At 59.7% G+C, this 13,029-nt stretch carries 10 protein-coding genes and 1 pseudogene; 8 read left to right on the forward strand and 3 right to left on the reverse strand.

From position 1 onward, the window contains the following. Position 1: 1 nt before the first annotated feature. Positions 2-646 (reverse strand): TetR/AcrR family transcriptional regulator, encoded by a 645-nt coding sequence (locus tag ACVWYO_RS23150; protein ID WP_457355234.1) that lies wholly within the window; start codon positions 644-646, stop codon positions 2-4. Positions 647-805: 159 nt separating this feature from the next. Between ACVWYO_RS23150 and ACVWYO_RS23155 the strand changes: the two genes are divergently transcribed. The 8 genes from ACVWYO_RS23155 (at position 806) to ACVWYO_RS23190 (ending at position 12,138) form a co-directional block, all read left to right on the forward strand. Then, a complete protein-coding gene (locus ACVWYO_RS23155) occupies positions 806-3,388 on the forward strand; it encodes a TonB-dependent receptor (RefSeq protein WP_457355236.1) in 2,583 nt (860 codons plus the stop codon). A gap of 26 nt (positions 3,389-3,414) precedes the next feature. Further along, positions 3,415-5,241, forward strand: a complete 1,827-nt coding sequence (locus ACVWYO_RS23160; RefSeq protein WP_457355239.1) for a flavin-containing monooxygenase — start codon at positions 3,415-3,417, stop codon at positions 5,239-5,241. Beyond that, positions 5,238-6,035, forward strand: coding sequence for an SDR family oxidoreductase (locus ACVWYO_RS23165; protein ID WP_457355241.1), 798 nt, complete (start codon positions 5,238-5,240; stop codon positions 6,033-6,035). Before ACVWYO_RS23160 ends, ACVWYO_RS23165 begins: the two co-directional genes overlap by 4 nt. Positions 6,036-6,058: 23 nt before the next feature. Further along, entirely contained in the window at positions 6,059-7,522 is a 1,464-nt protein-coding gene (locus tag ACVWYO_RS23170; protein ID WP_457355243.1) for an aldehyde dehydrogenase family protein, read from the forward strand. 9 nt (positions 7,523-7,531) lie between these two features. Next, a complete protein-coding gene (locus ACVWYO_RS23175; protein ID WP_457355245.1) occupies positions 7,532-7,921 on the forward strand; it encodes a hypothetical protein in 390 nt (129 codons plus the stop codon). Continuing rightward, entirely contained in the window at positions 7,918-9,348 is a 1,431-nt protein-coding gene (locus ACVWYO_RS23180; protein WP_457355247.1) for an MFS transporter, read from the forward strand. Before ACVWYO_RS23175 ends, ACVWYO_RS23180 begins: the two co-directional genes overlap by 4 nt. Further along, positions 9,345-10,994: an AMP-binding protein gene (locus tag ACVWYO_RS23185; RefSeq protein ID WP_457355249.1), complete on the forward strand. Its 1,650-nt coding sequence runs from the start codon at positions 9,345-9,347 to the stop codon at positions 10,992-10,994. The genes ACVWYO_RS23180 and ACVWYO_RS23185 overlap by 4 nt, the downstream gene beginning before the upstream one ends. 112 nt (positions 10,995-11,106) lie before the next feature. Beyond that, on the forward strand, positions 11,107-12,138 hold the full coding sequence (locus ACVWYO_RS23190; protein ID WP_457355251.1) for a phosphotransferase family protein: 1,032 nt from the start codon (positions 11,107-11,109) through the stop codon (positions 12,136-12,138). 145 nt (positions 12,139-12,283) lie between these two features. Here the strand turns inward: ACVWYO_RS23190 and ACVWYO_RS23195 are convergent, their stop codons facing one another. Both ACVWYO_RS23195 and ACVWYO_RS23200 read right to left on the reverse strand, forming a co-directional pair. Next, complete coding sequence (locus ACVWYO_RS23195; RefSeq protein WP_457355253.1) at positions 12,284-12,529, reverse strand: hypothetical protein; 246 nt, start codon at positions 12,527-12,529, stop codon at positions 12,284-12,286. Continuing rightward, positions 12,529-12,954: pseudogene (locus ACVWYO_RS23200) on the reverse strand (IS66 family transposase); the annotation flags it as partial. The gene ACVWYO_RS23195 and the pseudogene ACVWYO_RS23200, both read right to left, overlap by 1 nt. Positions 12,955-13,029 lie beyond the last annotated feature (75 nt).

Raw genomic sequence — 13,029 nt, forward strand, 5'->3', positions numbered from 1 at the left:
CTCACATACCCGGCGCGATCCGGCTTTCGAGGCCATGAAATGCCAACGCGCTGATCGAAGCTTGCAGTCGCTCGACCGTGAGCCCTTTCACTTGCGGCGTCCATTTGGCCAACCAGATGATCATCCCCAACATTAGCTGCACCACGAGCGCAGCTTCGCATTCCACAATAGATCCGTCCTCCATTCCAGCCTCGATGAAAGTTTGGAGGCGAGTTCTCATTTTGTCTGCCCACGTCGCAACGCGGTCACGCTGAAAGTCTTCTAGGTAGGAATAGTCACCAAAATAAAGCTGGGGACCTTTTTCGACTGAGTCCTGCAGCAGCCCTTGCAACAGGTGACGGATCTTCTCGATTCCAGTGCCGCCGCCCGTATCGCAGGACTCGAGCAAATGCTCGAACCGCTGTAGAGATCGCACATGGCATTCATATGCCAAGGCCTGCTTGTTTGAAAAGTAATAATATAAGGTGGCGTCACGCAGATCGAGGCTCGCAGCGATCTCGGCCATAGTCGCCAACGCGAAACTCTTTGCATTGATGATCTCTATCGCGGCGCGGATGATCGCATCCTTTTTCTTTAAGGATTTTCTTCCACGCGCCTGCGGCTTGGTGGCAGGCGGCGAGTGGCTTGGTGGGGCGGCTGACGTCAACTTTCGATCCTTCTCTCAGACCAACACCCTTAATCGACGCGAGCGCGCAGACAATGGCAGCCAAACTCCTAAATTTCTAGCTTGTCCTCGATTTCCTTGTCTGACATAGAAAGATGACCGCAACGTCGAAAAACGGCGTGCTTTTTTGGGAGAGTGGATATGATGCGTCTAAGGCTTTTTGGCGTTTCCGTTCTGGCGCTTGTCGTCGCCACGCCAGCGTTAGCGCAGGTTGCGGTGCCCGCAGACTCGCAGTCTCTGAACGCGCGCGACAGCGCGGCGGCAACCAAAACCAGCCCGACGCGCGCGGCCACCGATGCCGCACAATCGAACGATGACATTGTCGTTACTGCGTCGAAGCGCGAACAGACACTGCAGGACGTGCCAATCTCGGTCGCCGTCACCAGCCAACAAACCATCGATCGTGCGCAAATCCGTGATCTCGTCGATCTCCAGTCGGTCGTTCCGTCTCTAAAAGTCGCGCAGTTCAACACAGTTGGCCAGACTAACTTCGTCATCCGCGGTTTCGGCAATGGCAACGGCAACGTCGGGATCGAGGGCTCAGTCGGCGTGTTCATCGACGGCGTTTACCGATCGCGTAGCGCGGCTTCGCTAAATGACTTACCTGAGGTGGAGCGCATTGAGGTGCTTCGCGGACCACAGTCGACGTTATTCGGGAAGAACGTGTCGGTCGGCGCCATCAACATCATCACAAAGCGTCCGCAGTTCGACTTCGGTGGGCGGGTTGACCTTACCGTCGGCAACTATGGCCAACTCATCGCAAAGGCAACAGCGACCGGCCCGCTGAGCGACACAGTTGCGATCCGCCTATCTGGGGCCGTAGATCAGCGGGACGGATATAATCACAATATCGTTACCGGGCACAGCATCAACGACCGTAACCGGCAATCAGCACGCGTCGACGTCCTCTGGAACCCTGTCGATCGGCTATCGATCCGGCTAATTGCGGACTATAATGAGATTAACGAGCGGTGTTGCGGGGCTGTCCAGCTATTTAACGGTCCGGCCTCGCAGTTCATTGCGGCCGCGGCGCCTTTTGGCCTGGGTGCGGCGGTTAGCGATCCCGCAACAAAATATAGCCGGAATATCGCGTTCGACCGGGATCCGACGAACCACATCGTCGGCAAAGGCGTATCGGGCGAGATCGATTACGATCTAAACTTCGCTAAGGTCACGTCGATCACGGCATACCGCGATCAGCGTAACAACAGCACGGAAGACGTCGACTTCACTGGTGCTGACCTGTCCTACCGCTCAGACCAAACCCGTACTAAAACGTTCACTCAGGAGGTGCGGCTGACCTCAAGTGGCAAGGGTCCGTTTAGTTGGCTGATCGGGGGCTTCTACGATCACGAAAATCTCGACACGAGCAGTCAGATTAGTTTTGGATCGCAGATACGTCCGTTCGCCGACGCGCTGAGCGGACAAGTTCCCGCGGCGTTAATCGGTGCACTTCCGGCCGCCCTTCGCCCCGCTTTGACGGGACGATCGAACATTTACGCTCTGGAGTTCTTGCAGAGCCTTGTCTCCCCTTCGATCAAACCAGGCTCCACCTATTTTGGGGCGGGGCAAGGCGTGATCGCGCCATACACGCTCAAGCAGGATTCTTTCTCATTCTTTGGCCAAGCCGACTATAAACTCTTTAACAGGCTGACTTTGACGGGCGGTGTCGCATATCTTAGCGACCGCAAGGCATCGACGGCAAATGTCGTGTTGACCGACCAATTTTCGGCGTTGAACCTGCAAGCAGTTCCGCAGTTTACCGCCATAGGCCTTCCAGGCAACCTGTACGGTGCGCTTGGAGCTCTCCAGTTCTTTTATGGCAATGCGCCCACCCACGGTCCGGTTAACTATCCCAACGCTAACGAGTCGGGCATATTGAAGGGGGACAAGGTAACCTATCTCGGCCGCGCGACTTACGACCTCGGGCGGGTCAATCTTTATGCCAGTTATTCGACCGGATGGAAGGCGGGTGCCTTCAATCTCTCGACAGATGCGCGGTCGCCGGACGCGAACGGTGTCGGGCGCACGGCTGATCCCGAAAACGTGCGGCTCTACGAAGTAGGGGCCAAGGCGGTTTTCCACGGTGGATATCTAAACCTTGCGGTCTTTAAGCAAACGATCAAGGGGTTCCAGTCCAACGCCTTTACGGGCACAGGCTATAGTCTAGTCAATGCCGGACAGGAGTCGGTGAAGGGCGTCGAAGTGGAAGCGGCGTATCGTCCGATTTCCTGGCTGTCGCTCACTGGGGCGGGGACGTATCTCGACCCGAAATACGACTCTTTTTTGCGGGCACCGTGCGTCAGCTTCGACACGGTTCAATGCCCGTTAAACCCAGCGAATGGGCAAATCCCGCCGTTTCGGGATTTGTCTGGGCAACGGCCGGCCGGCATCCCCAAATGGAGCACGTCGGTATCGGCTACGATCAATCATGAGTTCGGCACGGTCAGCGCCTTCCTACGCGGGGAATACGATTATTCCAGCAGGACCCAGCTGATAGACGTGGTGCCAGCGCAATATGGCAGCACCGAAACCAGCAATGTCAACGCCAGCTTGGGCTTCGCTCTGCCACCGCAAAAGATCGAGTTGCTGTTCTTCGTGCGTAATTTAACGAAGCATAACACGCTCATCGGAGCCTTCCCGACTGTCGCGCAAAGTGGAAGCTACACCGGGTTCACGAATGACCCCCGGACGTACGGCGCGACTCTGACGAAGCGTTTCTGAGACCGACGAGAACGACGAGGACAATCATGACGGAACTGCCCGCCACGACCACTGCGCTCGATGTTGAAAAAACCCGCGCGCGTTACCAGGCCGAACGCGACAAGCGTTCGGTAAGTGACGCGGGGCAGCGGCAATACAGGGACGTCGAGCAGGGCTTCGCGCACATGCTCGATGACTCGTACGGTTCTGCCCCCCCGCGTGAGCCCCTCACCGACGAGGTCGACGTGCTGGTGATCGGTGCGGGATTTGGCGGCATGATGGTTGCGGCACGCTTGCGCGAAGCGGGAGTAGCGAAGGTCCGTATTGTGGACGTCGCCAGCGATGTCGGCGGAACCTGGTACTGGAATCGCTATCCGGGCGCAGCGTGCGATGTCGAATCCTACATCTATTTTCCGCTGCTGGAAGAAACCGGCTACATGCCCGTTGAGCGCTATTCAAAAGCGGATGAAATTCGTGCTCATACGAAGCGTATCGCCCAGCATTATGATCTTTACCGCGACGCGCTTTTCTCAACACGAGTGACAGCGCTAGATTGGAACGGCGGCACCGCCCAATGGGCCGTCCGGACGGATCGCGACGACGTCATGTCGGCGCGGTTCGTGGTGCTGACGACCGGCCCGCTGAACAGGCCGAAGCTGCCGGAGATACCCGGCATCGACGACTTCGCGGGCCACAGCTTCCACACCAGCCGGTGGGACTATGCGTACACCGGCGGCAGCGCGACCGAGCCGCTGGCCGATCTGGCCAATAAGCGCATTGGGCTGATCGGCACAGGCGCCACTTCGATCCAGTGCGTTCCCCCGCTCGCTGCGTCCGCCAGGCATTTGACCGTCTTTCAGCGCACGCCCTCTTCGGTCGACGCGCGCGATAACAGTCCCACCGACCCAGCATGGGTTGCCAGCCTCCAGCCAGGATGGCAGCAGCGGCGTATGGAGAACTTCACCGCGCAGTTTACCGCGGCGTTGCCGCCGCACGATGACGTTTGCGATGGATGGACGGTGCTGGCGCGCGCGGTGCGTGAGAAGCTTGCCAACAATCCGCATGGCCTCGATCCGGGCACGCTCTTGGAACAGGCCGATTTCGAAAAGATGGCTCAGATCCGTGAGCGCATTGGCAGTATCGTTAAGGATCCTGCCACGGCCGACGCACTGAAGCCGTGGTTCAGTCTCTACTGTAAACGACCTTGCTTCTCCGACCTCTATCTGCAGGCGTTCAATCGCCCGAACGTGTCGCTCGTCGAGACTGCGGGCTACGGGATCGACCGCATCACGCCTGATGGGGTCGTCGTTGGCGACGTGGAATATCCACTCGACTGCCTGATTTTCGCAACGGGGTTCGAGACGTCGACGAGTTACGAAAAGCGGTCGAGCATGACAATAAACGGCGTTAACGGCCAGTCGCTCAGTGAAAAGTGGGCGGAAGGCATGTCGACGCTTCACGGAATGCATACCCGCGGCTTTCCGAATTTGTTCGTGATCGGCCCCGCGCAGGCGGGCATGTCGCCCAATTTCCCGCACATGCTGAGCGAGCAGTCTTTGCATATCGCACACATCGTGGCCGAATGCGCCGCGAAGGGCATCGGGGCGATCGAGCCCACCGAGAATGCCGAAGGCGACTGGGTCGCGACGATCGTTCGCATGGCCGAAGGACGTCGCAAATTCATCGAAGCTTGCACACCGGGATATTACAACAACGAAGGCAGGGCTTCTGGCGCCGCGGCGCGCGGCTCGCCGTTCGCAGCGGGTCCCATCGAGTTCGTCAGGTTGCTCCGCTCCTGGCGCGAAGAGGGCGACTTCGCCGGCATGGAGCTCGACGGCGAGCATGCCCGTGGTACCAGGGAAACAGCATCATGACCAATTCGAACGGCCGAAAGTCCATATTCATTACCGGGGCGGCCTCGGGAATGGGTCGAGCCACAGCTCTATTGTTCGCAGAGAAAGGCTGGTTTGTCGGCGGATACGACGTCAATCAGGAGGGGCTAAAAACGCTTCAAGAGGAGGTCGGCGATGCCAACGGATTGTTCGATATCCTCGACGTTACGGATGCCTCGGCATGGAAGTCGGCGATGGACCTATTCGCGATCGCGACCGGCGGCACTCTCGATTTGCTCTTCAATAATGCAGGCATTGGCTCCAGCGGTCTCCTTGATGAGCAGCCGTGGGATGACGTGATGCGCATCGTCAATATCAACTTTATCGGCGTGATGCTCGGCGTGCGCGCGGGCGTTCCGTTGCTGAAGAATACACCGGGGTCGCTCTGCCTTATCACCTCATCGTCGTCGGCGATCTTCGGCACGGCCGGCATCCCCGTCTACTCGGCGACCAAGCACGCTGTCAGAGGCCTCACGGAGGCGCTATCGATCGAGCTGAAACGTTACGGCGTTCGCGCCGCCGACCTGCTGCCTGGCCTGATCGATACGCCTCTGCTGTCCGACGGGATGCGGCAGATGGCCCCGAGCGAGGGAATGTGGCGATTGGTCATGCCGCGCGAGGTCGCCGAGACCGTATGGGGGGCCTACGGCACTGACCGCGTCCACTGGTACATTCCTGAGGAACTGCGCGAGTTCCATCTGCAAGTTGTCACTGAACCAGAAAAGGTTCGGGAGGAGCGGACAGCTCTGCTCGCCGCGATGACCGCAGCCAGCTGATCGATCAGGAGCAAGGACCAACCATGTCGATACTTGAGACCCCCGCCACGAGCATGCCGACAGGCACTGACAACGCCGGGGCGATGGCAGCCCTTCAAGTGGCCTTTGCCGCGCAGCGCGCGGCCTTCGCCAAAGACCGCCGTCCGTCGATCGAAGCGCGCAGGGAGCGCCTCGGCGCGCTGATCGGTATGATGCTCGCCTATCGTGAGCGCATCTCTGCGGCGATCGCGCAGGACTTCGGCGCCCATCCGGTGCCGGCCTCCGACCTCATAGAGGTGCTGGGCGTCGTGGGCCGCGCGCAGCACGTCCTCGAGCATCTCGAAGAGTGGATGGCGGACAGCGCGCGTCACACCGATCCGGCGATGCTCGGGACGGCCACGGCCTACATCGAATATCAGCCCAAGGGCGTTATCGGCAACATCGTTCCCTGGAACTTCCCATTCGATCTATCGGTAGGACCGATGGTCGACATGCTAGCTGCAGGCAACCGGGTGATCGTCAAGCCATCAGAGTTCACACCGGCGTGCGCAGACCTGCTTGCGGAAATGGTGGCCGCAACGTTCGATCCAGACCTGGTCACAGTCGCTGTCGGCGGGCTCGAACTCGCGCGCGCCTTCTCGTCGATGCCGTGGGACCATTTGCTCTACACTGGCAGTCCAGCTGTTGGTCGACAGGTGATGCAGGCAGCGGCCGCCAACCTGACGCCCGTCACTCTCGAACTGGGTGGCAAGTGCCCCGCCATCATGACGCCAGGTTCCGTCACTGAAACTAACGTTGAATCTGTCATCGGCACGAAGCTGATCAAGAGCGGGCAGATGTGCGTGTCGGTCGATTACGCGCTGGTGCCGAGAGCGGACCTCGATACCTTTGTAGCGCATGCCACGAGCTTTATGTCCCGGGCGGCGCCTAACTATTCGCACGGTGACGAATGCACCGGCATGATCTCGCCGCGGCACCTGCAGCGTATCGAGGACATGTTGGAGGAGGCACGTGCCTCTCAGTGCCGCATCGTGACGCTCGAGGAAAACGGCCAGATCGACTTAGAGACGCGGCGCATGCCGATGTCGTTGGCGATCGATCCATCGCGCGACCTACGGATCATGCAGGAGGAGATATTCGGTCCGATCCTGCCGGTCGTACCCTATGACAATCTGGATCTTGCGCTGGATGCAATCAACGCTGGCGAGCGCCCGCTCGGGCTGTACGTGTTTGGCGACGACCCTGCGCTTACAAATCATGTGCTCGCATCGACGCACTCGGGTGGCGCCGCGGTCAATACCTGCGCGATCCAAAGCGCGCTCCCATCGATGGGGTTTGGCGGTTCCGGGATGAGCGGCATGGGGCGTCATCACGGCATTGAAGGGTTTCGCGAGTTCTCCAACCCGCGTGGCGTGGTTGTGCGCGGCGAGGGGGATTTGATCGATGTCTTCTACGCGCCGTATGCGAAGGCGGCGGGGCTAGTACAGGCCGTCCTCGCCGGTTCGTGAGGTGAGCGCATGAAAGCTAAGCATTTCGATATCGCGATCGATGCAGGTCGAAATCTGTTGCACGTGACGATGCGCGGCCACTGGACGGCCGAAACGGTCGATTGCTACGAGCAGGCGGTTGTCGCCGCGGTGACCGAGATGTTGTCTGCGGGCTGCCGTCACGGCAACCTTCTGGCACTAGTGGACGCCCGTGACCTGAGTGCGCAGTCGCAGGATGTCATCGCCGAATTCAAAGCCAGCATGCACCGCGAGGAGATGCTTCCGCGCCGCCTTGCAACGGTACTCTCGAGCGCGCTTTTTAAACGACAGGTGGAACGCATCGCCATACCCAATCAGCGGCTCTTTGTCGAAGAGTCCGAAGCCCTGAGATGGCTTCTGAGCGATGAGATCGAAACATGACACCTGCGATTGAGCCGCCCGTAGGTGGGGGAGTAGGAAAAGCTGCTTGGTTCTGGGCATTGTTCCAGGGCGGCCGGGACCCCTACATCATTCTCGTCACCATCTACGTCTTCGTGCCGTACATTGTGACATTCGTGATCGCCGATCCGGTGCATGGTCAGGCGCTGGTCGCAGGCGGCGCCAAATATGCAGGCTGGATCGTCGCGCTGACGGCCCCGCTTCTTGGCGCGGTGGTCGACAGGATGGGGCCGCGTAAGCCTTGGCTTGGCGCTACGGTCGCATTAATGATCCCGCTGATGGCGGCGCTGTGGTGGGCCATACCGGGGGGTGCCGGACTTGGCGTGAACACAATTATCGCGGTACTCGCTGCGCTATCTGTTTTGTTCGCCTATACGGAAACACTCCACAACGCGCTGTTATTGCCGGCAGCGGGAATGAGCACAGCCGGCGCCGCCTCCGGTTTGGCATTAGCGTTCGGCAACTTCGTGTCTGTTGCCATGCTCGCGTTCGTTTTATGGGGGTTTGCGCTGCCAGGTAAGGTAACCTGGGGCTTCGTGCCGACAGCGCCATTGTTCGGCCTTGACGTAGCCAGCCACCAACAGGACCGGATCGTGCCTGTATTGGCCGCAATCGCGCTGGCCTTCGGTACGCTTCCGCTACTCTTCTTCGTGCCAGACGTTGAGAGAACCGGCATTTGCATCGGTGCAGCAACCCGGCTCGCGATTGCCGATCTGAAGGCACTTGTGCTTGAAGCGCGAGGGCACCGCGACGCGCTCGTTTATCTTGGTGCCAGGATGCTCTTCACCGACGGACTAACCGGAATTCTGATTTTTACGGGCGTCTACGCGGCCGGCACTATGGGCTGGCAGACGCTTGAGCTTCTCGCCTACGGCATGATCCTTTGTGTGTTCGCAGTCGGCGGAGGTCTGCTTGCAGGGTGGCTCGACCAACGCATCGGCCCTAAGCGTGCCTTAACGCTCGAGATTTGTGGCGTGGTAGCATCGCAGCTTCTGTCGCTCGGCAACACGAAGGCGCTTCTGTTTTATCAGCCGTTCGATATTGTAACGCATGCTCCTGTCTGGAGTGGCCCGATGTTTCGTACGGCGCCCGAACTTGGCCTGCTCGCGTGCGGCATGCTGGGGGCGGTTACTGTGACGGCTGCCTACGCTTCGAGCCGAACAATGCTTACGCGCGTCGTGCCCGCCCATAAGGTCGGCATCTTTTTCGGACTATTTGTCATCGCAGGGACCGCGACGATGTGGCTGGGGCCGCTGCTGGTTCAGCTCGCTACTGCGGCAACAGGATCGCAGCGGGCCGGGCTGCTGCCAATCTCAGGTCTGCTGGTTGCCGGATTGATCGTTTTGCAGTTGGTGCGTGGTGGCTACCGTGTGCATGAGCCTCAGATCTTTGAGGGTAGGACAGCATGACCGATCCCATCCAATCTCGTCCTTGGGAAAACCTGTATCCCGCGCATCTGCGAGATTACCAGCTGGACGTCACGACCAGTGTCGATCATCCTGCTGATCTGCTCAGCCGTGCGGCGGAGCGCTTCGGCGCAATGCCCGCCTTCACGGTCGCACATTCCGATGGCACGACCGAAAGCCTTACTTTTGTCGAAGCCGTCCGACTGTCCGATGCCTTTGCTGGTTTCCTTGAGACAGATCTGAAACTGTCGGCCGGCGACGTGCTTGGAGTCAAGCTTCCCAACGGCCTGGCATTTCCAATCGTCATTTTCGGCGCTTGGAAGGCTGGATTGATCGTCACCCCGGTCAACCCTTTCTACACCGCTGTCGAGACGATGCGCCAGCTTCGCGACAGCGGCGCCAAGGTAATTGTGACAGAAGTTGCGATGGCAGATCAACTGGGAGTCGATCTATTCGGAATGGCCGTCATCACAGTTGATGCAGCTACATTGCTGGATCGAAGTCCGGCGGCTTCCTGGCTTGGGGACGCAGCCAAATCCTCGGACGGTGTGCAAACCCGATGGACTTTGGACGCGGCTCTGGCGTCGACGGATATTCCGTCTGGAAGGCGATGCGCCGTTGCGCTCTACCAATACACTGGAGGCACGACCGGACGCAGCAAGGGCGCAGTGATCACAGCCGCGAACTTGCTAGCGACCGCAGCAATCGTGCGCGACTTTTTTGAAGGATTTGGCTCGCCCATTGAGCGAGGCACCGCCTTGACCGCGCTCCCGCTCTACCACATTTTTGCCTTCATGTTCGGCATGCTGGTCTATGTCGAGGCCGGCACGCAAAACGTGATCGTACCGATTGCGCGTCCGGCATCGAACCTTCGATCGGCTTTTGAACAATTCGAAATTGACTGGATGGCGGGCGTGGACACGCTCTACGCCGGCCTGCTGGTAGAACCTTGGTTTCGAGAACGGCCTCCCCGTTTGCGCTTCGCGATCGCTGGTGGCGCTGCGCTTCGCCCTTCCATCGCGGCTGAATGGGAACGGCTCGTCGGGCCGGTACTCGAGGGCTATGGCCTTACCGAGACGACTGGCATCGTCAGCTGCAATCCACCCACGGCCGCGCGCCGCGACGGATCGGTTGGCCTACCCGTTCCCGGAACGGACATCCGGATCGTCGACAAGCAGGGGCGCGATGTGCCGATCGGCGAGTCCGGGGAATTGCTCGTCCGCGGGCCGCAGGTTGCGGGAGCCTATCATGGTGTCGAGTCCGACCTGTCAAAGAGCTTCGACGGCGGATGGTTGCGCACTGGCGACGTAGCCGCGTTCGAGACATCCGGTATGCTCGTGATCCGCGACCGCACCAAGGACATGGTGCTTGTGTCGGGATTCAATGTCTATCCAAACGAAGTCGAGGCTGTGTTGACGAACCACCCCGGCGTAGCAGAGGCAGCGGTGGTCGGTGTGCCAGACGAGCGTACTGGCGAATCCGTGAAGGCTTTTGTCGTCCTGCGTAACCCGCCTCCGTCTTTCACAGAGCTTGATCAGCATTGTCGGGCCTCGCTTGCGGCCTATAAAGTGCCCCGAGAATTTGTAGCGCGCACTGAACTTCCGAAATCTGCGGTCGGCAAGATCCTGCGCGGGGCGCTACGCAGGTGATATCGAGAATCGGCAACTTTTTCCGATTCGACGGGCTATGCGCGGTGAATGACCGTACTATCGTCGACGCCGAATCCGACGGCTACGCGGACCAGACCGCGATGCACCTGAAATGTTGATGCGCGGCGCTGTCGATCTGGACGAGGCGTCACTGTCGCGCTGGCTGGAGGCCAACGCCAAAGGGTTCACGGGGCCGATCGCTATTGCAAAATTTCCCGGTGGGCAATCCAACCCGACCTACCGGATCGACGCGGGAAGTGGTGCCTATGTGTTGCGCCGCAAGCCGTTCGGACCGCTTCTGCCATCCGCACACGCCGTAGATCGCGAATATCGGCTCATCTCGGCGCTGCATCCCACCGGCTTTCCTGTGCCCCGTCCGTTCGCGCTATGCGACGACCCAGCAGTTATCGGGTCTATCTTCTACGTGATGGAGATGGTGGAAGGTCGCACCTTTTGGAATGCTGCGCTGCCGGAGGCCGCACCGGCCGCGCGGCGACCCATCTACGAGGCGATGATCAATACGTTGGCAAAGCTGCACGCGATAGATCCGGCCGCTATCGGTCTCGGTGATTTCGGCCGCCCTGGTAATTATTTCGCGCGGCAGATCGATCGCTGGACGAAGCAATATCGCGCGGCGCAAACCGCCAATATCCCGGCTGTCGAGAGGCTGATTGAGTGGTTACCCCGCACTGTGCCTGAGCAGGGGAGGACATCGATCATCCACGGTGATTACCGGATCGACAATCTGATTTTTGCGCCTGACCAGGCGCAGGTCGCTGCGGTCCTCGACTGGGAGCTCGCGACGATCGGCGATCCGCTAGCAGATTTCGCTTATCTCGCGTTAAATTGGACAATGCCGTCGGATGGCGGACCGGGACTTTCTGGGCTCGATCTGGCCGGTCTCGATTTGCCGACGATGGAGGACGCCGTTGACCTCTACTGCGCCGCCACTGGGCGGGCAGGGGTGCCCGATCTGCACTGGTATTTTGCGTACAACCTGTTCCGATTGGTGGGCATCATCCAAGGTATTAACAAGCGCCTGATCGAAGGAAATGCCTCGAGTGCAAAGGCAGAGGCAACCGCTGCGAGATTGTTGCCAATTGTAGAGAGCGCGTGGAAACATGCCCGCCTCGCTGGTGCATGATAATATAGCGGATTGAGCCTATCATTCTTGATGTGGCTTGAAGCGCTTGTGTTTGAATAGTCTGAAAGCAGTACCTTGCAGCATAGTGATGGTACGCATCCGATAGAGGCCGCGGGTTGGCACCTCGGGTAGCACGGCTCGCGCTTCAGTCTGTGTCGAGGAAGGCCTCAAAGCCTTCTTCGGCAAGCGCGCTTCGGAAGGCTGCATCAGCGTCGCGATCGGTGTCGAACTGGTCATCCCAGACGATCGACGTGTTGTGATCGTTGACTACTTCGAGCGACCATCCTCGCTCGGAAGCCAGACGGACGATGTTGACCTCCAGTCGCCTGCCGCCTTGCTCGATAGACCGGTTGAGCGGAGATTGGATGAGTTCAGGGTGGGGATCAGTCATCAGGCTGCCTCTTTGATGAGTGGCGCGTTGCGCGGGCGTATCCATTCCCACGGAAGCAGTTCGTGAAGCCGGGACTGCGGCAGATCGGCGATGCGGGCCAGCACGTCGGTGAGCCAGGCGAGCGGATCGACGCCATTGAGCCTGGCGGTGCCGATCAGGCTGTACATCATCGCTGCCCGCTCACCGCCTCGGTCCGAGCCGACGAACAACCAGGCTTTCCTGCCGCGGGCGACGCTGCGCAGTTCTCGTTCGGCGGCGTTGTTCGTCAGGCAGATTCGACCGTCGGTGAGGAACGTCGTGAACCCGTCCCATTCGTTGAGCATATAGGCAATCGCCTTGGCGACTGCATCGTGACGCGACAGGCTACCGCGCTTGTCCTGCATCCAGGCTTCTAGCGCGTGGACCAGCGGAGCGACGCGCTCCTGGCTGTAGCGCGACGATCTGGTTGAGAAGCGCGTCAATCAGGATGAGAACTGATTGTCGCGGCGCGACAGGGATGG

It is taken from the genome of Sphingomonas sp. UYP23 (assembly GCF_054059235.1).

Excerpts from the sequence above, each read along its gene's own strand:
- ACVWYO_RS23190 (WP_457355251.1), top strand. The coding sequence starts at position 11,107 with ATGTTGATGCGCGGCGCTGTCGATCTGGACGAGGCGTCACTGTCGCGC.
- ACVWYO_RS23165 (WP_457355241.1), top strand. The coding sequence starts at position 5,238 with ATGACCAATTCGAACGGCCGAAAGTCCATATTCATTACCGGGGCGGCC.
- ACVWYO_RS23170 (WP_457355243.1), top strand. The coding sequence starts at position 6,059 with ATGTCGATACTTGAGACCCCCGCCACGAGCATGCCGACAGGCACTGAC.
- ACVWYO_RS23195 (WP_457355253.1), bottom strand. The coding sequence starts at position 12,529 with ATGACTGATCCCCACCCTGAACTCATCCAATCTCCGCTCAACCGGTCT.
- ACVWYO_RS23185 (WP_457355249.1), top strand. The coding sequence starts at position 9,345 with ATGACCGATCCCATCCAATCTCGTCCTTGGGAAAACCTGTATCCCGCG.
- ACVWYO_RS23160 (WP_457355239.1), top strand. The coding sequence starts at position 3,415 with ATGACGGAACTGCCCGCCACGACCACTGCGCTCGATGTTGAAAAAACC.
- ACVWYO_RS23180 (WP_457355247.1), top strand. The coding sequence starts at position 7,918 with ATGACACCTGCGATTGAGCCGCCCGTAGGTGGGGGAGTAGGAAAAGCT.
- ACVWYO_RS23175 (WP_457355245.1), top strand. The coding sequence starts at position 7,532 with ATGAAAGCTAAGCATTTCGATATCGCGATCGATGCAGGTCGAAATCTG.
- ACVWYO_RS23155 (WP_457355236.1), top strand. The coding sequence starts at position 806 with ATGATGCGTCTAAGGCTTTTTGGCGTTTCCGTTCTGGCGCTTGTCGTC.